19 protein-coding genes are annotated in these 21247 nt (G+C 40.5%); 11 read left to right on the top strand and 8 right to left on the bottom strand.

All coding sequences use genetic code 11. From position 1 onward, the window contains the following. Positions 1–69: 69 nt before the first annotated feature. From BUB05_RS07835 to ilvN, 6 genes are all read left to right on the top strand, one after another. A complete protein-coding gene (locus BUB05_RS07835) occupies positions 70–327 on the top strand; it encodes a TM1266 family iron-only hydrogenase system putative regulator (protein WP_073049041.1) in 258 nt (85 codons plus the stop codon). Between the two features lie 9 nt (positions 328–336). Next, complete coding sequence (locus tag BUB05_RS07830) at positions 337–1389, top strand: ABC transporter substrate-binding protein (protein WP_073049040.1); 1053 nt, start codon at positions 337–339, stop codon at positions 1387–1389. After that, positions 1364–2116: an ABC transporter permease gene (locus BUB05_RS07825; RefSeq protein WP_073049039.1), complete on the top strand. Its 753-nt coding sequence runs from the start codon at positions 1364–1366 to the stop codon at positions 2114–2116. The genes BUB05_RS07830 and BUB05_RS07825 overlap by 26 nt, the downstream gene beginning before the upstream one ends. Positions 2117–2256: 140 nt before the next feature. Further along, a complete protein-coding gene (locus BUB05_RS07820) occupies positions 2257–2970 on the top strand; it encodes an ABC transporter ATP-binding protein (RefSeq protein ID WP_073049038.1) in 714 nt (237 codons plus the stop codon). Positions 2971–3085: 115 nt separating this feature from the next. Then, on the top strand, positions 3086–4741 hold the full coding sequence (gene ilvB / locus BUB05_RS07815) for a biosynthetic-type acetolactate synthase large subunit (protein ID WP_342747088.1): 1656 nt from the start codon (positions 3086–3088) through the stop codon (positions 4739–4741). Beyond that, positions 4741–5223, top strand: a complete 483-nt coding sequence (ilvN, locus tag BUB05_RS07810) for an acetolactate synthase small subunit (protein WP_073049037.1) — start codon at positions 4741–4743, stop codon at positions 5221–5223. Before ilvB ends, ilvN begins: the two co-directional genes overlap by 1 nt. Before the next feature lie 120 nt (positions 5224–5343). Here the strand turns inward: ilvN and BUB05_RS07805 are convergent, their stop codons facing one another. Continuing rightward, positions 5344–7290, bottom strand: coding sequence for an NAD(+) synthase (locus BUB05_RS07805; protein WP_073049036.1), 1947 nt, complete (start codon positions 7288–7290; stop codon positions 5344–5346). A 203-nt stretch (positions 7291–7493) separates the two neighbouring features. On the opposite strand from BUB05_RS07805, the gene BUB05_RS07800 reads away from it, so the two are divergent. The 5 genes from BUB05_RS07800 (at position 7494) to BUB05_RS07780 (ending at position 14441) form a co-directional block, all read left to right on the top strand. After that, complete coding sequence (locus BUB05_RS07800) at positions 7494–8174, top strand: HesA/MoeB/ThiF family protein (protein WP_073049035.1); 681 nt, start codon at positions 7494–7496, stop codon at positions 8172–8174. A gap of 13 nt (positions 8175–8187) precedes the next feature. Beyond that, positions 8188–9438, top strand: coding sequence for a histidine--tRNA ligase (gene hisS, locus BUB05_RS07795; RefSeq protein WP_073049034.1), 1251 nt, complete (start codon positions 8188–8190; stop codon positions 9436–9438). Positions 9439–9637: 199 nt separating this feature from the next. Further along, positions 9638–10195 carry a TetR/AcrR family transcriptional regulator gene (locus BUB05_RS07790; protein WP_073049033.1) on the top strand — a complete coding sequence of 186 codons (558 nt, stop codon included), beginning with the start codon at positions 9638–9640 and terminating at the stop codon, positions 10193–10195. Positions 10196–10204: 9 nt separating this feature from the next. Then, positions 10205–11413: an efflux RND transporter periplasmic adaptor subunit gene (locus BUB05_RS07785; protein WP_073049032.1), complete on the top strand. Its 1209-nt coding sequence runs from the start codon at positions 10205–10207 to the stop codon at positions 11411–11413. Between the two features lie 4 nt (positions 11414–11417). Beyond that, positions 11418–14441: an efflux RND transporter permease subunit gene (locus BUB05_RS07780; protein WP_073049031.1), complete on the top strand. Its 3024-nt coding sequence runs from the start codon at positions 11418–11420 to the stop codon at positions 14439–14441. Here BUB05_RS07780 and BUB05_RS07775 read toward each other — a convergent pair. The 7 genes from BUB05_RS07775 to BUB05_RS07745 all read right to left on the bottom strand — a co-directional run bounded on the left by BUB05_RS07775 (position 14431) and on the right by BUB05_RS07745 (position 21240). Continuing rightward, on the bottom strand, positions 14431–14907 hold the full coding sequence (locus tag BUB05_RS07775; protein WP_073049030.1) for a YfcE family phosphodiesterase: 477 nt from the start codon (positions 14905–14907) through the stop codon (positions 14431–14433). The two genes, BUB05_RS07780 and BUB05_RS07775, sit on opposite strands and share 11 nt — an antisense overlap. Next, positions 14904–15503 carry an RdgB/HAM1 family non-canonical purine NTP pyrophosphatase gene (rdgB, locus tag BUB05_RS07770; protein ID WP_073049029.1) on the bottom strand — a complete coding sequence of 200 codons (600 nt, stop codon included), beginning with the start codon at positions 15501–15503 and terminating at the stop codon, positions 14904–14906. The genes BUB05_RS07775 and rdgB overlap by 4 nt, the downstream gene beginning before the upstream one ends. A 1-nt stretch (position 15504) precedes the next feature. Beyond that, positions 15505–16248 (bottom strand): ribonuclease PH, encoded by a 744-nt coding sequence (gene rph / locus BUB05_RS07765; RefSeq protein WP_073049028.1) that lies wholly within the window; start codon positions 16246–16248, stop codon positions 15505–15507. A 24-nt stretch (positions 16249–16272) separates the two neighbouring features. Further along, positions 16273–17253: an AIR synthase family protein gene (locus BUB05_RS07760; RefSeq protein WP_073049027.1), complete on the bottom strand. Its 981-nt coding sequence runs from the start codon at positions 17251–17253 to the stop codon at positions 16273–16275. Positions 17254–17419: 166 nt separating this feature from the next. Next, positions 17420–19102, bottom strand: a complete 1683-nt coding sequence (locus BUB05_RS07755; protein WP_073049026.1) for a peptide ABC transporter substrate-binding protein — start codon at positions 19100–19102, stop codon at positions 17420–17422. Between the two features lie 138 nt (positions 19103–19240). After that, positions 19241–20203 (bottom strand): ABC transporter ATP-binding protein, encoded by a 963-nt coding sequence (locus BUB05_RS07750; protein WP_073049025.1) that lies wholly within the window; start codon positions 20201–20203, stop codon positions 19241–19243. 2 nt (positions 20204–20205) lie between these two features. Continuing rightward, positions 20206–21240 (bottom strand): ABC transporter ATP-binding protein, encoded by a 1035-nt coding sequence (locus tag BUB05_RS07745; protein ID WP_073049024.1) that lies wholly within the window; start codon positions 21238–21240, stop codon positions 20206–20208. Positions 21241–21247 lie beyond the last annotated feature (7 nt).

Raw genomic sequence — 21247 nt, 5'->3', positions numbered from 1 at the left:
TACAGGCAGGGTTTTTTTGTAGCTTAAGAAAGTTAAAGTATTTCCAACAACATTAACAAGGAGAGTTTTATGAATAGAATTGGAGTAGTAGGAATAGTAATTGAAGACATTGAAAGCGTCTCAATGGTAAATGAGATTCTTCATTCACACGCCGACATAATAGTAGGCCGAATGGGTATCCCCTACAAAAACAAGAATATCAACGTTATTTCAATAATAGTTGATGGAACAACCGATGATATCGGAAGCCTAACTGGAAAACTCGGATCAGTTTCAGGAATAACAGTAAAAAGCGCACTTACAAAAAAAATTTTTCATGACAATTAGGAGGTCAGAATGAAACGAATTATTTCACTTTTAATGGTAGCATTGTTGATCATGGGATCAATGGCAGGATGTACAGGAAATCAGGAGACAGCACCGGAAGCTCCAGCGGACAATGAATCAGCAGAAACAGAGCAGATTTCAGAAGAAACGGAAACTACGGAAGAACCTGTAGCAAGCCAGGATGTCATGATAGCAGGCCTTATGGGTCCTACTTCAATGGGAATGATCAAGCTGTTCGAAGAAAAAGCTCTAAACAGTGATGCATATTCTGTTGAATATATGGCCGAAAGCGCACCTGAAGCATTGGTTGGAAAAATCATAAACGGTGATGTCCAAATAGCTGCAGTTCCTACAAACCTTGCATCGGTTTTGTACAACAAAACTGAAGGAGCAGTTCAATTCCTTGCTCTTAACACCCTTGGCGTAATACATATAGTTGGAAGTGCAGAAATATCCTCTTTGGAAGACTTGAAGGGACAAACACTTTATGTAAGCGGACAGGGAGCGACTCCCGACTATGCAATCAACTATATTCTTGAAAAAGCCGGCCTCAAGGACGACATAGCGATAGAATTCTATCCCGACCATGCGTCCCTTGCACAGGCAGTAATTGCAGGAGATGCACCGGCAGCAGTCCTGCCACAGCCTTTCGTTACACAGGTTGTAATGAAATCCGAAAACGTCAATCTTCTGATCGATTTGAACGAAGCATGGAGCGAGGCGACGGACAATGCCGGAGACCTTGCAATGGGGTGTCTTCTGGTAAACAGGGAATTTGCAGAAAACAACAAGGAGTTCATCTCAGAATTCATGGTTCAATATGAAGCCTCGGTAAACTGGGTAAATGAAAACCCCGCAGAAGCTGGACTTTTGATAGAGTCTAACGGAATACTTCCCAATGCGAAACTAGCAGAGACTGCAATACCAAAATGTGCAATAGTATTCAAAACCGCACAGGAAGCGAAGGATGAAATCAACACATTCCTTGAAATATTGATGAACTTCAATCCTTCTTCAATAGGAGGCAAGCTCCCAGATGAAGATTTCTACTACTCAGAGTAAGAAATATAGATTAATAGGGATAGCGATTTGGCTGATTCTATGGGAGGTAATGTATCTTGCAATCAATAAGGATATTTATCTTCCATCGCCATTGAGCGTTCTATACTCGGCAGTTGATGTGGTGGGAGATGAAAAGTTTCTCGAAGTTATAATTTCAACTTCACTGAGAGTCACAGTCAGCTTTGCAATATCTGCTGTTCTGGGAATAGCCACAGGATTTTTCTGCGGTCTCAACGACAATCTCTATCATATTTTTGAACCGTTGATACTTCTCATTAGATCAACACCGGTAATCTCGGTTATCATAATAGCAATAATATGGTTCAAGTCAACTTATGTCCCCGTATTCACAGGACTGCTCATGTGCTACCCCATCATCTGGACCAACATGGTCCAGGGAATAAGGGAAACGGACGGCAAGTTGATTGAAATGTGCAGAATATACAAGGTCAAACCATTTCAGGTATTTAAAAATGTATATCTTCCATCTGCAAGGCCCTATATATTGGCAGGCTTCACGACTTCAATGGGACTTGCCTGGAAGGTTGTCGCCGCAGCTGAAGTTCTGTCGATGCCAAGATATGCCATAGGTACAAGACTTCATGACACAAAGATTTATCTTGAAATACCTGAGCTCATGGCATGGACCATGCTTATAATACTTTTAAGCTATCTATTCGAGAACATCATACAACTTATTTTCAAGAAAGCGGCTATGCCGCGTTAAATGCGTAAGCATTTATTAAGCTGCGAAGGAAAGTCTCCTTAATCGCATAAAACCAACGCTTCAAGGGTTTATGCACATTTGACTTTCCTAAGCTGCAAGATAGCGGCTTTGCCGCATTAAATGCGTTTAAAGGTGATTATATGATAAGCATCAGCAATTTGACAAAAAAATTCCATAACAAGACGGTTTTCGACAATTTCAGCATTGACATTGAGGAAAACAAAATATCATGTATCCTGGGAGCATCCGGAATCGGCAAGTCGACACTGATAAAGCTTCTATCCGGCCTTGACCGACATGATTCGGGAGAAATCGAGGGAATGGGCAACAAGGAGTTTTCATATATATTTCAGGAACCAAGACTCCTTCCCTGGCTTAATGTTTATGACAACGTCGATTTCATACTCAAAGCCGTCTATTCGGACAAAGATGAGAGGAAAAGAATAATCCTTGAAAACCTGAAGCTTGTAGACCTTGAATCGTCAGCAAACCTGTTTCCTGATGAATTAAGCGGCGGTATGATGCAAAGGCTGTCCATAGCCAGAGCCTTTTCATATCCTGCAAAGATTCTTTTCATGGACGAACCTTTCAGCGGTCTCGACATCAAGCTTAAGATGTCTGTCATGGATTCCTTCAGGAAAATTTGGGCCCAATCTTCAAAGACAGTGGTATTTATTACCCACGACATCGATGAAGCGGTCTTTCTTGCAGACAAGATCTATGTTCTTGCAGACTCTCCTGCCAGGATAGTCTACGAAAAGGATATAAAAATCAACATTATGAAAAGAAGCTTCAACGATGACACTACGGCACCACTAAAAAAGGAATTACTGAAGGTGATTTCAGATAATTAATGAATCCAAAAAAGAATTGTACTGATTTTAGTGCAATCTTTTTTGATTTGTATTGATTTTCATACAATAATTTGGTATAATTTCAAACTAATACTATACCTAAGGGGTGAATCAAATGAAAATGACAGTTGCTGAAGCAGTAATAGCTTGTCTGGAACAAGAAAACATCAAAAAAATATTTGGATATCCAGGTGGAGCCGTCCTCCCGCTTTACGAAGCCATTAGAAATTCCAATGTAGAGCATATCCTAGTCAGAAACGAACAGTCTGCAGCCCACATGGCAAGCGGTTACGGTAGAGTCAATAACTCCGTCGGAGTATGTCTTGCAACTTCAGGACCCGGTGCAACAAACCTCATCACAGGAATCGCGACTGCCTATATGGATTCAATACCGCTGATAGCTATAACCGGACAGGTAGTATCAGCCAAAATAGGAACAGACATGTTTCAGGAAGCGGATGTGGTAGGTGCAACAGAGCCTTTCACAAAACACAATTACCTTGTAAGTTCAAAAGACGAAATTCCAAGGATAATGAAGGAAGCATTTTATATAGCGAATACAGGCAGAAAAGGTCCTGTACTCATAGATATTCCAAAGGATATACAAAACGAAATAATAGACTTTGAATATCCCAAAACCGTAGAAATAAGAGGATACAAGCCAACATACGAAGGAAACATGAAGCAGGTGAAGAAGGCGGTTTCAATAATCAACAAGGCTGAACGTCCATTAATATGCGTCGGAGGTGGAATCAGCTCTTCAGGTTGCAGGAAGGAACTTGAAGAATTTGTAGAGAAGACAAGCATACCTGTTGTTTGTACTCTCATGGGAGTAGACAGTTTTCCAAATGACTCAAAGCATTTTGCAGGTCTTCTCGGATCACACGGATATCCCTTCATCAACCAGGCAATGAACAAGGCTGATTTGATTATAGTCCTGGGAGCAAGATTCGCCGACAGGTCAACTGCCGTCATCACAGATAACAACGAAGGACAGCATATCATACATATAGATATTGATCCTGCAGAAATCGGCAAAACCAAAAAGACACATACTCCCATAGTTGGAGATGCAAAAAATATTCTTGAAAAGCTTAATTCATATGAATATACGTCAAACATCAAGAAATGGAAGAGCAGTTTGAAATATTCAAGAAAATCATACTGGGATGACAACCTTGGCAAGGAATGGGAACTTGAAGGTGCAAACCCTCTTAAGTTCATAAAATCCATTTCAGACCATATCAAGGGCAAATCCGTACTTACAGCAGATGTGGGACAGAATCAGATATGGGCTGCTCACTACTATTGTGCAAACGGAGACAGAAAATACTTCACTTCAGGTGGACTCGGAACCATGGGCTATGCCCTTCCAGCCGCAATCGGTGCCAGATTCAATGCCGATGATGATACTACCATAACCGCTGTCATGGGCGAGGGAGGATTCCAGATGCTCATGGGCGAACTCGGTCTGGTAAGGGAACACAACCTTGACATAAAGGTTGTAGTAATAACAAACGACAGGCTTGGCATGGTAAGGGAGCTTCAGCTAAACGCATACGGCTACAATAAATACTGCGGAATAGACGTCAACTTCAATCCTGACTTCATGAAGTTAGCTGAAGCCTATGACATAAAGGGCTATACAATAGAGAATGACGATGATATCGAAGAAGTTCTTGACAAGGCTTATTCAAGCAATGAGCCATGCTTCATAGAATGCAAGGTTCATCCTGATTTCCCAACATTAGCACACTGGAGGTGGAAGTAATGAAACACGAAAAACACGTACTTTCAATCACTGTAGAAAACTACCCTGGTACACTGAGCAAGGTTGCAGGACTTTTCAGTAGAAGAGGATACAATATAGATACCTTGAATGTTGCCGAGACAACGGATCCCAATATATCAAGAATAACCGTAACCGTAACAGGCGACGAAGAAATTCTTGAACAAATAACCAAACAGCTTAACAAGCTTATAAATGTAATCAAGATTACAGACTTGACTTTGAAGAAATCCGTCCTCAGAGAACTCCTCTTCCTCAAGATCAACTGCACTCAAAAGACAAGAACTGAAATAATTCAAATGGCAGATGTTTTCAAGGGAAAGACTGTAGATATAAGTGCCAAGTCCATAACTATAGAAATGACAGGTGATGAAACCAAGAACAATGCATTCATAGAACTTGTACGCCCATATGGAATAATCGAACTGGTAAGAACAGGTCTGACTGCCATAGAAAGGGGCTAGACAAATACCCTGTCCCGATAATCAAATTTAAAAACTAAAAGCTGGAACTCTTATGTGCATTCACAGCACAGGAGTCCCAGCTTTATTTTTTATACTGAAATTCAAAATTTATTGGATCAATCAGCTATAGCTTCCTTCTTCCCTGATCTTGTCCATCCTTCTCATCCACATTCCGAAAGAGGCATCACTTGGCATCCTCCAGTCCCCTCTAGGCGACAGACATATGGACCCGACCTTGGGTCCGTCAGGGATGCATGACCTTTTGAATTGCTGAGATACGAATCTCCAGTAGAATTGTCTCAACCATTTGTAGATTGTATCCTTGGAATATTTCCCTTCAAAAGCCAGTTCCGTAATCTTCATTATCTTTTCAGGACCAAATCCATACCTTACCGTATTGAAAAGGAAAAAATCGTGAAGCTCGTAGGGACCTATCAGATCTTCCGTTTTCTGCGATATTCCCCCTTTTTCGTCAGGCGGCAAGAGTTCCGGACTCACAGGAGTATCCAGAACATCAAAAAGGATTTCCCTTGTCTTCTCTTCAACCGCATTCTCTGCAACCCATTTGACCACATATTTCACAAGAGTCTTCGGTATGCTCGCATTCACTCCATACATGGACATATGGTCTCCATTGTAGGTTGCCCATCCCATGGCAAGCTCAGACAAATCTCCTGTTCCTACTACTATTCCCTTGAATTTATTGGAAAGGTCCATGAGGATCTGCGTCCTTTCTCTTGCCTGTGTATTCTCGTAGGTAATATCATGACGGCTCATATCGTGACCAATATCATCAAAATGCTTGATGCAGGCCTCTGCTATTGGGATTTCAAGAAAAGTCGCTCCAAGTGATTCTATAAGCCCTACGGCGTTGTTATATGTTCTGTCTGTAGTTCCGAACCCAGGCATTGTAACAGCCTTGATCATGCTTCTGTCAAGACCCAGCCTGTCGCAGGTTTTCACACATACAAGGAGAGCAAGGGTTGAATCAAGCCCGCCCGATATTCCAATTACCATGCTGGAAGAACCTATATGCTCTATCCGCTTGGCAAGACCGCTTGTTTGTATGCTGAAAATCTCCTCACATCTCTTGTTCCTTTCCTCTTCCCTCACTGGAACAAAAGGATGGGAATTGTGCCTTCTGTGTATTTCGCAAGCTTTGGACTCAGTGTAAAACTTAACTCTCCTGTACTTCTGTTTTGGAGTATCGCTGAAAGAGCTTGAATTTCTTCTATCATGATTTATTATTTCCAGATCGATTTCGCTTGTTATTCTGCTTCCATCCATTTCATATTTGTCGGATTCCTCAAGAAGCCTTCCGTTTTCTGCAATCAGACTATGCCCTCCAAAAACAAGATCAGTTGATGATTCTCCATATCCTGCAGATACATATACATATCCTGCAAGGCATCTTGCCGACTGGTTGATCACCAGGCTTCTCCTGTATTCGCTCTTGCCCACAAGGTCATTTGATGCCGACAAATTCAAAATAACAGCAGCTCCTCCAAGGGAAAGATTGCTGCTGGGAGGAACAGGCGCCCACAGGTCCTCGCATATTTCAAGGCCCAGAACCAGGTCACTGTTAGCTTCGCTTTCAAACAAAAGATCCGTACCAAAGGGAACTGTCATTCCGCAATAATCTATTGTTTCATCCATATTTACACGACCACTGGCAAACCATCTTTTTTCATAGAATTCATTGTAGTTTGGAAGGAATGTCTTTGGAACTATGCCGATAACCCTTCCCCTGTTTATTAAAACTGCACAGTTAAATGTCATTCCCCTGTTTGATATCGGTGCCCCCACAACAATGAGAATATCCTTGTCTATTGAATATTCCACCAGTTTTTCAACTGAAGCTTCACATTCCTTTAAAAGCAAATCCTGAAAGAACAAATCCCCACAGGTATAACCCGTAATGGAAAGCTCAGGAAATACTACAACTTCAGCTTGTTCCTCAAGGGCCTTGCCGATTTCACATATTATTTCATTTGTATTGTATACACAATCCGCAACCTTCAGCTTCGGGCTGGATGCACAAATTTTTATATAATTCAGTTCTTTCATATATACCTTCCTGTCATTTTATGTTATATATACCGGGAGAAACACGAAGAAAAATTTCCTGCACTCACTTGATTGAATCCCTCCCATATTGTATCATCAATAATAAGTATAACATAAAAAAAGAAATGCGATTTAAGGAAATTTGGGTTTTTAATAAATTTAAATTATGATATACTGATTGAAGCTGTTATCAGGAGGTTATCATGGAAAACAGGTATATCCGAAATCTTACAACCATTAGCGAAGATGATATGAAAATCCTAAAAAAAAGCAAGGTCCTGATTGTGGGGTGCGGCGGTCTGGGAGGATATATTATTGAAATGCTCTCAAGAATTGGAATAGGAAACATCACAGCCATTGATGGAGATGTTTTTGATGAAACCAATCTTAACAGACAGCTTTTTTCCTCAATGTCGAATCTTGGAAGAAAAAAGGTCGTCGTTGCGGAGGAAAGGGTCCGTGATGTGAACCCATCTGTGAAATTCACAGGCTACGATTCAATTCTTACAGAAGACAACTGCGACGAAATCATCAAGGGTCACGATGTTGTAATTGATGCAGTTGACAATGTAACCACCAGACTTCTACTGGAAAAAAAATGTTTCCAATACTCGATCCCCCTCATACACGGTGCCATAGCCGGCTGGTATTACCAGATAAGCGTAGTTATGCCGGGAGACAACACCCTGTCCAAAATATACAGCGACAGTGATGAAAAAGGTATTGAAACACTTGTAGGAAATCCTTCCTACACTCCGGCTGCTGCAGCATCAACACAGGTAAGCGAATGCATAAAGGTACTGCTTGACAAGGAATGCGAACTTAAGGGAAAACTTCTATACGTGGACCTTTTGAACAATACATACAATATATTCGAAATTTAGGAGTGATAACAATATGAAAATCAATGTAAATCCGGCTAAAGGAATGAGAGACCTCCTTCCAGGAGAAAAAGAAATACGTGATCATGTGGAAAAAAAGATTATAGACACCTACAAGAACAACGGCTTTCAGCTTATAGAGACACCCGTAGTTGAAAACATCGACAACCTTCTGGGAAGCAAGGGTGGAGAAAATCTGAAGCTGATATTCAAGATCATGAAAAGAGGAAACAAGCTGAATCTTTCCAAGGAAAACCTTACAGAAAGCGACCTTGCAGAGCTTGGTCTCAGATACGACCTTACAATCCCTCTGAGCAGATTCTACTGCAAACACAGAAATGAACTGCCATCAGTATTCAAGGCTATACAGGTTGGTAATGTTTTCAGGGCTGAGAGAGCCCAAAAAGGAAGATATAGAAGCTTTAAGCAATGCGATATTGACATAATAGGAAATCCCGATTGCGATGCCGAGATAGAGCTTCTGACCTCTACGGCAAAGGCTCTTACGGAACTGGATGTAAGTGATTTCCAGATAAGGATAAACGACAGAAGAATACTTAAATCAGTGGTTCTTGGCTGCGGATTCAGCGAAGAAGATTTTGAAGGAGTATGTATAATACTGGACAAGCTGGATAAGATAGGAATGGACGGCATAAGAAAAGAGCTTTCCGGCAAAGACTACCCTGTTGAAAATATAGACAGGATACTGGCTATGCTTGATGAAATAAGCAGCGGCGATATTGACATCTTAGGCAACTACGGTGTACCCGAAGAAGTAGTTGAAAACATGAAATGCATAACCAGAAATGTAACTGCCATAGCAGACGGCAAATACGATATTGTGTTTGACTTTACCCTGGTAAGAGGAATGGGCTATTATACAGGTCCAATATTTGAAATCGCATATAAGGGACTTGGTTATTCAATCGCAGGCGGCGGCAGATACGATGAAATGATCGGAAGCTTCATCGGTCAAAGCATACCTGCAGTTGGTTTTTCCATTGGATTCGAAAGACTTGTAAACCAGATGATTGAAGATAAGTACAAGTCTCCTGGAAAAGAAAAAGTAGTGCTTTTATACGATATGGAAGAAGAGATTTCTGATGTCATAATGAAGGCTGACGAATTAAGGGCAGATGGTTATGCCGTATCGCTGTTCAAAAAAGCAAAGAAAGTGAGCAAACAGCTTGACCAGCTGACCAATCAGGGATTCGACAAATTTGCAATGTATTCAAAGGATGAACTTGAAATAAAAAATCTTGATTAGCAGCAATTATTTGCTGCTTTCTTGTAGTAGAAAGTTAAAATGCTTAATCCCTTGAAGCATTGATATTACGCGGTCAAGGAAACTTTCTGCGACCTCATAGTAAATACTTGCGTATTTAACGCATCGTAGCTGCTTTCTTGCTTGAAATATATAATGAATCGTGATATAATTAAGCATAAATTAAATGGAGGTTTATTTTATGCCACAAGTATTGAAAGCCCATGTTAAAGAGGAAATTTTGAAGTCCGGACTCTCCGAATTTTATAAAACCGGATATGACAAATCAAAGATCAGGGACATAGCAATAAAATCCAATGTTTCACCGGGAAACATATACAGATATTTCACAAACAAGGAACAGCTTTTTAATGCCATAGTAACACCAGTATACAACGAACTTAAAATCATGTTCAAAAATCTCAATGCTTCTGGAGCTTCAAGCACTGAAATCCTGGTAAAAGATTTTGCCGACATGCTTGTTCAAATAACCAAAAAACACAGATATGAAATTCATATAATACTTAGTAATGAAACCATCCTTCCTAATGTAAGCAAGGATTTGGATAAAATGCTGGAAGATGTTATTCTAGCCGGCTTCGTACTCAAGTCCGACAATAACATAACTTCAAATGACAAGATTATGATAAAGGCATATACCGAGTCCATAAAAAAAGGTATAGTCAAAATAATTGAAGAAACAAACACAAAATCCAAACTCGACTCACTCATAGGAGACTTCGTTAAAATATTTTTCTAGTGGTGATTTATGAAAAAAATAATATTGATTCCTGTAGCTTTCTTTATACTGGTTTTAATGTTTACAGCATGTACAAAAGAACCCTTGCCTGAAAAGGAAAAAAAGATACCTGTTGTATCCATTGCAGCAAAATCCACTTCCCTAGACAGTATAATCAATTATGTGGGGGTTGTAAGATCAAATCAGCTTAAACAATATTCTTTCAAGACAGGCGGATATATTGATAAAATCTTTGTCGATCTATCTCAAAAGATTGCACCGGGAGATTCCATTGCTTCAATGGATACTACCGATATGGAATTTCAACTGGCTGCGGCAGGCAACAATATGGACTCTGCATATTCACAGTATCAAAAAGCTTTGAATGGCGCAGGCCAGGAAGATATTTCCAGTGCAAGTTTAAATGTGGACAAGGCAAAATCCGTCTATGAATTTAATAAAAACAACTACAATGATATGGCTAGGCTTTTCGAAGAGGATGTCATATCATTATCTTCTTTAGAGCAGGCTGAACTGAGTCTGGATATTTCAGAAAAAGAATATTTGCAGGCTGTGGAGCTTTTCAACAAAACACTTGAAGGCTCCAGCAGTGAAGATATCCAGTCATCCTACTCTGTCTATTTGGCTGCAAAAAATGCCTATGAAGGATATAAATCCCTGGTTGATGATTCAATTTTATACAGCGATTCTTACGGCACAGTACTTTCCATTTTAAACGAGGAGGGCGATGCCGTTGCTTCAGGTTATCCAGTAGTAACCGTCAGCAGCAACGAACTTGTTGTTGAAGTTGGAGTATCCATAAGTGATGTCTACAGGCTGGACAAGGATACTGAATCCAATATTGAAATCAACGACAAAATTTTCAGAGGAACCATTGATTCAATCAGTGAAGTTCCCGATCCCAATTCCCTGACCTACCTTGTCACCATAAGTCTGGACAGTTCAACGGAAGATCTTCTTATAGGATCAACTGCCCAAGTCAACTTTGTCCTTGGAAAAATTCAGGGTGTCTGGCTTGATATTTCTTCAGTACTTAACGATGGCGAAGACTATGTTTACCTCATAGAAGACGGCCGTGCTTCCAGAAGAAATATTACCATAAAGAGTATAAACGAGGACAAGATTCTAGTCGAAGGCGTAGATCCAGGTGAAGAAATCATAACCCTGGGACTGGACAGTGTATTGGAAGGATATAAAGTAGAAAGTCAGGAACGGTGATATTATGAAAGGATTAATAAATTTCACAGTACACAACAGGAAGGTTGCTGTAGTTCTGGCTGTCATAATCATGATTTCAGGAGTAATTTCCTATTCAAGCCTTCCACGACAGGAAAATCCTGATGTTACAAGTCCTTCAGCCATGATAACAACAATATACCCTGGAGCTTCAGCTGAAGAAGTCGAATCTCTCATTACAAAAAAAATCGAAAATGAAATTTCCATTATTGAAGGAATAGAAAATATAGAATCCATTTCATCAGGCAATGTATCTATTGTCATTGTTACCATCAACTACTCTGTAGACAAGGATGAACAGTGGTCCAATCTCAGTAAAATAATAGACTCCATATCAGATGAACTTCCCCAAGGAGCTTATCCTCCTGAAATAGATACAGAAAACCTTGTGGAAACCGCAGGTCTCATAATCACATTATCCGGAGAAGAATACTCCTATGACAAACTTTCATATTTTGCAGAGAACATCAAGAACGACCTCCTTAGAATCGAAGGCATAAAGAAAGTCAATATTGATGGAAACCTTGAAAAGCAGGTCTATGTGGAAATGAATCTGGACAGCCTTGACAAGACAAACTTATCCGTTGAAGACATATACAATCTTCTGTTGATACAAAATACCAACATACCCTCCGGCTCTCTTGATACTTCTTCCGGGAAAATAAGTGTGAATATTCCTGGAACCTTTGAGAACATCCACGATATTGAAAATCTGGTAATACATATTTCGAATAACTTCGGAATAACCAGGCTTAAGGATATTGCCCATATATACATGGGTTATGAGGAAAATGCAAAAAAATTCAAAACCAATAATAATCCTGCAGTGCTAATTACAGGATATTTTAAAGACGATCAGAACATTGTCGAAATTGGAGAACAGGTGGAGTATGTACTCAATAAGAAACTGTCTGAACTTCCTGCCACCTTGGAGGCTGAAAAACTTGTCTATCAGCCCGATGAAGTAAAGAACTCAATAAACAAATTCATTGTGAACCTGTTGGAAGGAATACTTTTTGTAATAATTACGGTATTCATAGGTATGGGATACAAAAATGCAGCCATAGTATCTACAGCCATACCTTTCAGTATTTTTCTGACCTTTACGGCAATGCGCTATCTGGAAATAGATCTTCACCAGATTTCCATAGCTGCCCTTATAATAGCTCTTGGAATACTTGTGGACAATTCAATAGTTGTTACGGATGCTATCCAGGTGAAGCTTGACGAAGACGTTGACCCGGTCAGAGCATCTATTGATGGAGCCATTGATACTTCAGGTCCTGTATTTTCATCAACACTTACTACCGTAGCGGCATTCGCTCCCCTCATAGCCCTTCCCGGCGAAGCAGGGGAATTTGCCAAGTCACTGCCTATTGTAGTTATTATCGCTCTGACAGCTTCCTATATTTCAGCCATGCTTCTGGTCCCTGCCCTTACCTGTATATTCAAAGGCAAGGCAAAGATGATATTGCCAAAAAAAAACAGAACCAAGAAACTTTTCAGCACTATGCTTCAGTTTGGTCTAAAGCACAGCGTCTTGACAATTGTATCAATATTTTCTTTCTTTGTTGTTTCCATAGGCATAGGACTATACTTCCTTCCTGTTGAAATATTTCCTTATGCCGATAAGGATTATCTGTATATAGATGTTTCAAACGAAAAGAAAGGCGACAAGGACAGTACTGAAAAGCTTATAGATGATATAAGCAGGATACTGGATGATGAAGAGAATATTGCAGGATATACCTCAAGCATAGGAGGTTATTTGCCGAAATTCTATCTCACTGTAGCTACCGGAGCAAACTCAGATCATACAGGACAATTGATTGTATTTCTTGATGACAGTAAATTGATTGACAAAACCTCATATGCAGACTATTTGGAAAAAATGTTGGTCGACACTCTAATAGGCAGCAGAATTGAGGTCAAGCAACCTGCCATATCCTCTCCAGGTGCAGATATAGAGATATCAATGTACGACAACGACAAAAAAAGCCTCTATTCAAAAGCGGAAGATGCATTGAGGGAAATCAACAGCCTTGAAAGCATAAAAAGCACATGGTCCAATATTCCAAAGTCCGTATACCAGTATAATCTTGAAATTGATGAAGACATAGCCTCACTTATGGGACTGACAAAATACGATATACAGAGACAGGTGAATATTGCGCTGAACGGGACTGATACCTCCAAGCTTCTAACGCAGAACGATGAATACGATATTTATCTTGAATCGGATATTGACTCCCTGGGCAGCCTTGAAAACCTTAAAATCAAATCCTCTTTCACGGGAAACAAGATACTTCTTAAACAAGTTTCCAAGGTCAACCTGAAAAGCCTAATTCCCATAATACACAGATACAACCGATATCCTGCAGTAACAATAAACTGCGATGTGAAAGATTACTACAATACACAGGATGCTCAGGTTCAAATTGAAGAACTCATGAACAAGACAATAGATGATACAAACATCCTCATTGACTACGGAGGAGAAAAAGAGACAGTAACAAAATATCTGGGCGGCATTGCAGAAGCTGCTCTATATGCCCTTGCAGCAATATATGTAATACTGCTGATACAGTTCAAGTCATCAAGGCAATCATTGATTATACTGCTTACGGTCCCCCTTTCCGTTATAGGGTCGCTGACAGGTCTTTATCTCTTCCAACAGCCATTTTCGTTTACGGCAGGTTTAGGACTTGCCAGTCTGATTGGAATTGTTGTAAACAATGCAATTCTATTGCTTGAACATATAAATTCTGAAATAAAAAAAGGCATCTCTATAAGAAATGCCTGTGAATCTTCTCTCAACAGAAGGTTCCGTCCAATTATGCTGAGTACCATCACAACGGTCATGGGACTCTTGCCCCTGGCCTTGTCAGGAAGCTCATTTTTCACTCCCATGGCTGTAACTCTGATGTCGGGACTTATTGTATCCACTTTTTTCACACTAATTGTCATTCCGACAATGTTCAACAGCATTTTCAACAGAACTAGTAAGTGATTATGCTTGATTCAACCTTGTTGTCAACTATATTCAAGATACCAAAGGAGGGCTTTTGGTCTTCCTTCGGTAAAGCTGCGCTGCCGGGGTTGAACATCAGTACGTCTTCTATCCACCTGTTCACCGGAAGATGTGTATGTCCGTAAAGAGCAATGTTTGCCTCCACTTCCTTTGCCCTGTAGAAATATCTGTCTATAGACTGTTTTACCTTGTATCTGTGTCCATGAGTAAAAAGTATCTTTATATTCTCCACTTCCACTATCTTTTCAAAAGGTTCTTCTTCCAGGCCGAAATCACAGTTACCCTTTACTGAGAGTGTCTTGACGCCAAGAGCATCTCCAATTTTCCTGCCGTCAGACATAATGTCCCCCAAATGTATAATCATGTCAATATCTTCAATGATTTCAAGTCTTTCTATGATTTGTTGAGTTCTAAAGTGGGTATCACTTACTACTATTATCTTCATTTCAATATTTCTCCAATTATATTTTTTAAGTTTCTAACAGCCTTTCCCCTGTGGCTGTATTTATTTTTTTCAATGTCTGTCAGCTGTGCAAAAGTCTTGTCAAGACCTTCAACAATAAAAATGGGATCATATCCGAATCCGTTGTCTCCTACAGGTTCAAAACCTATTTCACCCTTGCATATACCTTCAACACTGAAGGATGCTCCCTCGCTGTCGATAATTGAAACAACCGTTTTGAAATAAGCCTTTCTTTTGTCTGCAGGTACATTTTCCAATTTTTGAAGAAGAAGCTTGTTGTTGTCATCATAGGTCGCATCTTCGCCTGCATATCTTGCCGAGTATACTCCCGGTTCCCCATCAAGATATTCAACAAAAAGACCAGTATCGTCTGCAATGACAATGTCGCCTGTCTTCTTCCACAACTCCATTGCCTTTTTCATTGAATTTTCCTCAAGTGTATCTCCATCTTCCTCAACTTCAAAATCTTTATAACCAATATCATTTTTTGATATTACTTCAAGGTCAAAATCTCTCAGTATGCTTTTTATTTCACTTATCTTATGCTTGTTTCCGCTTGATAAAACAACTCTTGCCATATCATTCTCCTATCAATTCGTATATCTCTTTCCCAAGAACATTTTTCTGTATTTCAAAGATATCGCAGCATCCTTTCTTTCCTATTTCAAGCAATGAAGTAAGTTCATCCATTGTAAAGGGTGCTTCCTCTCCAGTTCCCTGAACCTCTATGAATTCTTCCTTATCCGTCATTACAATGTTCATGTCAACCTTGGCATTGCTGTCCTCCAAATAACAGAGATCCAATACATCCTCATCATTTACTATTCCTACACTTACAGCTGATACAAAAGATTTCACAGGCATTTTTTCAAGCGCGCCTTCCTTCATGAGCTTATAGAAAGCATCTGCCATAGCTACAAATGCTCCACTGATAGAAGCTGTTCTGGTACCTCCATCCGCCTGAATTACATCACAATCAAGCCACAGAGTTCTTTCTCCCAAAAGATTTAAATCAACTACCGACCTCATTGACCTGCCTATGAGTCTTTGTATCTCCTGAGATCTGCCGTCAACCTTTCCTTTACTGGAATCCCTCATTTTTCTTGTAACCGTCGATCCCGGCAGCATTGAATATTCAGCAGTCACCCATCCTGTCTCACTTCCTCTTAAAAAAGGTGGAACCTTGTTCTCGATCATTGCAGTACATATTACTTTTGTATCTCCAACCTCAACCAGTACAGAACCGTCCGGATAAAGCAAATAGTCCCTGGTAATTTTTGTTTTTCTTATTTCATCTTTTTTTCTTCCATCTAATCTTGCCATTATAAACTCCTAATATTTATTGCATCAAACAACCTTGTACAGTTCGTCGCTTTCAGGCTGGTTAACTTCTCTTGATTTCCCGTCAGAGATAAAACTCACTTTTTCACCCTTGATTTCTCCTATCATGGTGACTGCTATCCCATTGAGTTCAAGTTTTTCTTTGATGGGGCCGAGATTTTCCTTGCTGCTAATAACCAGCATTGACCCGCTGGATATGAGTTTCAGGTAATCTATAGAAAAATACCTGCATAGTTTCTTGGTAACATCCGCTACAGGTATTTCATCTTCATTAATTTCTATTCCCATACCCAGAGCTTTTGAAGCTTCCCACACAGCTCCTTCCACTCCACCTTCAGTTATATCGTGCATGTATTTCACTCCTACCGATGCACAAATCGTTCCTTCCTTGACCACACTCAGATAATTCAGGTAATCCTTTGCCTCTCCAAGTTCTTTTGGAGTGAATCCCGCTTTTAAAAGCTCTTCCTCTTTTTCTTCGGCAATGATTGTCGAACCTTCCATTCCACTAAGTTTTGTCATGAGGACACAGTCACCTTCCCTGACATCTTCAAGGACGTTTTTCTTATCCTTTATTCCAACTGCAGTCATGGACAATACAATCCTGTTAACGGCATTTGTGATTTCGGTATGTCCGCCTACGATCTCCACGTTTATTTCACTGCTGGCTTCGTTTGCTTCGCTCATTATATTCCTTATTGTTTCCTGAGTTGTTTCAGGAGGTGCCAATATGGTAATAAGAAGAGCCACTGGTTCAGCTCCACCTGCCGCTATATCATTGCAGGCAACATTGACTGCTATCTTACCAAGATTTTTCTCTGCTCCGGTTATAGGGTCTGATGACAAAACGCAATACTTGTCTCCATAGTCGATAATAGCACAATCCTTTCCCACTGCAGCCCTTTCTATAACTTCTTCTCTTCTATTCTTAATTGAAGATATAACCAAATCTTCAAGTACCTTGTTTGGCAGTTTTCCAATATCCATTCAAACACCTCAATAAGTCATTTTATTATAGATTTATCAACGATTTTCTTTATAAAATCAATTAATTTATTATTCCTAATAGATATTAACATAAAATGCTCTTGAGGTAAAGCATACTGCTGTAATTCACAAAAAAAGGAGCCCGAAGGCTCCTGATTCTCAAATCTTATTTTTCTATATATGTCCATTTGAAATCATAGTCTGGTCCAACTGGATATATTCCAAGACCTTTAACATATGGCTTAACCAAAATGTTCTTGTTCGGATGGTAAAGCGGGTAGATTGGAAGCTCGTCAGCTATAATAGCTTCTGCTGCAACCATAGCGTCGATTCTTTCGTCTCCCTGTCCTTCGATTGCTGTCTTGATATATGCATCGTACTCTGCATTGCTCCAGTAAGCATCGTTGTTTCCACCGTCAGTTACCCACATATCCATGAATGTAAGAGGATCATTGTAGTCTCCGCCCCATCCTGCATAAGTGATCTGGTAAGTTCCAGTATTGTATCTTTCCAGTCTCATTGCAAATGACATTTGCTCAATTGCAAGTTCAACACCAAGATTTTGTTTCCACTGGCTCTGGAAGAACTGAGCGATATTGCTCCAAGTATCTCCTTCACCTGCAACTATCGTTACGTCAGCAGCAAACTCTTCCTTGGTTGCTCCGATTTCAGCCAAAGCTTCTTCGAATAGTCTTGCTGCTTCTTCTGGATCGTATCCAGGAAGTACTGAAGTTCTATCTTCTGCAAATGAATGACCCTTACCTGCAAGTGATGGAGGTGTATGTCCTTCTGCAACCATTCCAAGTCCTTTTCTTACAACATTTACATAAGTTTCAGCATCTGTAGCAAGAGCAAAAGCAAGTCTCATCTTGTAGTTTGAGAAATACTTGTCCTTGACATTGTACTGAAGATACCAAGTAGTTGCTTCTGCAATTGACTGGTATTCAGGACTGTCGATGTACTTCTCAAGGAATTCCGCAGGTACGTCAACCTTGTCAAGCTCATCATTGTCATACATTTGAATCTTTGTATTGTTTTCAGTGATCATGTAACCAGTAATCTTGTCAAGCTTAACTGTATCTGCATCCCAGTACATTTCATTCTTAACAAGTGTAAGGCTGTCTTCGTGAATCCACTCGTCTACAGCAAAAGGTCCGCTGTATACCATTTTGTCCGCCTCAGTACCATATGCATCTCCCAGTTCTTCAACTGCAGCTTTCTGTGCAGGAAGGTAAGTGATGAATGATGTAAGACTTAGGAAGAAAGGTGTAGGTCTAAGAAGTGTAACTTCAAGAGTCTTCTCGTCCAGTGCCTTGATTCCTACTGTAGCAGGATCAGTTGTGGCTCCGGTATTGAATTCTTCGGCACCAGCTATGTGATAGAACTGATAAGAATACTCTGAAGCTGTAGCAGGATCGATTGCTCTTATCCATGCTGCTTCAAAATCCTGTGCAGTGATTGCAGATCCGTCAGACCATTTGGCATCTCTAATGTGGAAAGTATAAACTGTTCCGTCTTCGCTGATATCGTATGACTCTGCTAGTCCTTCGCCTACAGATCCATCAGGATTGAGTCTTACCATACCTTCAAGAGTAGCATTCAATAACCAGAACGATACTTGGTCGGTACTAGTCTGTGGGTCCATGTCTGGTGGTTCCTGAGTCCAGTTGAAAGTCATTTCTTGAACTTCCGCTACTGGTTCTTCTGATGGTTCTTCTCCCGGTTCCTCTGTTCCTGGCTCTTCAGTTCCCGGCTCTTCAGTGTCTTCTGCAGGCTGGCTGCATCCTGTAAGTGCCAAAGTGAATACCATTGCAAGAACCAGTAAAAGTGCTAATAATCTTTTCTTCATCTTGAGTGTTCCCCCTTGATTTTTTTGGACTTTCGTCCTATTTTAGCCGGCTTGTTGGATTTGCCGGTTAAAAACGCCTATAAAAATTATATTACTGTACAACCATCTTTGCAAATTAAGAAAATTTAACAATTAAAGTCACTTCACTAAATGACAGGCTACAAAATGACCCGGTTTAACCTCTCTCAACTCAGGTTCCTCCATTTTGCAAATCTCCTGGCACAAAGGACATCTTCCCTGGAATTTACATCCAGGCGGAATATTTATGGGACTTGGCACGTCCCCTTCCAGAAGTATTCTATGCTTTGCCTTCGATACCTCCGGATCCGGAATAGGAACCGCTGACATCAATGCCTTTGTATATGGATGAAGAGGCTCGTTGTATATTTCGTTCGAAGTGGTAAGCTCTACTATGGATCCAAGATACATTACCGCCACCCTGTCTGAAATATGCTTTACCATGCTCAGGTCGTGGGCTATGAAGAGGTATGTCAGACCAAGCTCCTTTTGGAGATCCTGAAGAAGGTTTACCACCTGAGCCTGTATGGAGACATCAAGTGCCGATATGGGCTCGTCACAAACTATAAACTTGGGTTCTATAGCAAGGGCTCTGGCAATACCTATTCTCTGTCTCTGACCTCCGCTGAATTCGTGTGGAAATCTATTTGCATGTTCCCTGCTGAGACCAACCAGTTCCAGCAGTTCATATATCCTCTTCTGTCTTTCCATTCCGGTATATAGATTGTGTATGTCTATACCCTCACCTATTATGTCTGTAACAGTCATCCTTGGATTCAGGGAAGCATATGGGTCCTGGAATATCATTTGAGCTTCTCTTGTGAACTTTTTCTGTTCAGCCTTGTTCAGCTTGCTCACATTTATATCGTCAAAGATCACATCTCCACCTGTGGGCTCGTAGAGTCTTATTATAGTCCTTCCGGTTGTGGACTTCCCACATCCCGACTCTCCAACGAGGCCAAGGGTTTCTCCAACCTTGATATCGAAGGATACATCATCGACAGCCTTGAGAATCTGTCCTCTTCCTACTTTAAAATATTTTTTCAGATTTCTGACGCTTATCAACGTTTTATCTTCTGCCATGATTAATCCCTCCTTCCCGTTACAGGATTTACAACTTCCGGTGCCATATCGTGCTTCAACCAGCATCTTACATAGTGATTGTCGGATACATCCGATACCTCGGGCATGGATTCCTTGCACACGGGCATTGCATAATCGCATCTTGCCGCAAATGGACATCCCTTCGGTGGTGCAATAAGGTCCGGAGGAGTACCGTCTATGGGTACCAGTCTCACTTCGGTTTCAACATCAAGCCTAGGCACGGACTGAAGCAGTCCCCATGTATATGGATGCTGGGCATTGTAAAATATATCATTTGTTTCACCGTATTCTATGATTATTCCTGCATACATGACTGCAATCTTTTTGGCCGAATCCGCAACAACTCCAAGATCATGGGTTATAAGTATTATTGCTGTATTCAGCTTGTCCTGAAGTTCCTGCATAAGGTCCATTATCTGAGCCTGTATTGTTACATCAAGTGCAGTTGTAGGCTCATCCGCTATGAGAAGTTTTGGGTTGCATGCCAGTGCAATTGCTATCATGGCCCTCTGCCTCATTCCGCCTGAATATTCGTGTGGAAACTGCTTGGCTCTCTTTTCAGGATTCGGAAGGCCAACAAGTTTGAGCATTTCAACGGCCCTGTCATGAGCTTCCGACTTCGTCATATTCTGATGCTTGATAAGAACCTCCATTATCTGCTTTCCTACCTTCATAGTAGGGTTAAGGGAAGTCATTGGGTCCTGGAATATCATGGATATGTCCTTTCCCCTTATTTTTTCCATCTCCTTGTCAGAATAGTCAAGAAGATTCTTACCTTCAAAGATTATTTCGCCTTCCTTGATTTTTCCGGGAGGCATTGGGATCAACTGCATAATAGTCTGAGCCGATACTGATTTCCCGCATCCGGACTCTCCAACTATAGCCAGCGTTTCTCCTTTTTTAAGTTCATAGTCAACACCTCTGACAGCCTTGACTTCACCAGCATATGTATCAAATGCAACATGGAGGTTTTTCACATGCAGCAAAATGTCGTTGTCTTTTTTTATTTCACTCATCTTATTT

The organism is Dethiosulfatibacter aminovorans DSM 17477 (genome assembly GCF_900142005.1).
In the GTDB taxonomy this organism is placed as follows: Bacteria; Bacillota; Clostridia; order Tissierellales; family Dethiosulfatibacteraceae; genus Dethiosulfatibacter; species Dethiosulfatibacter aminovorans.
This window is presented reverse-complemented; position numbering and strand designations above follow the sequence as displayed.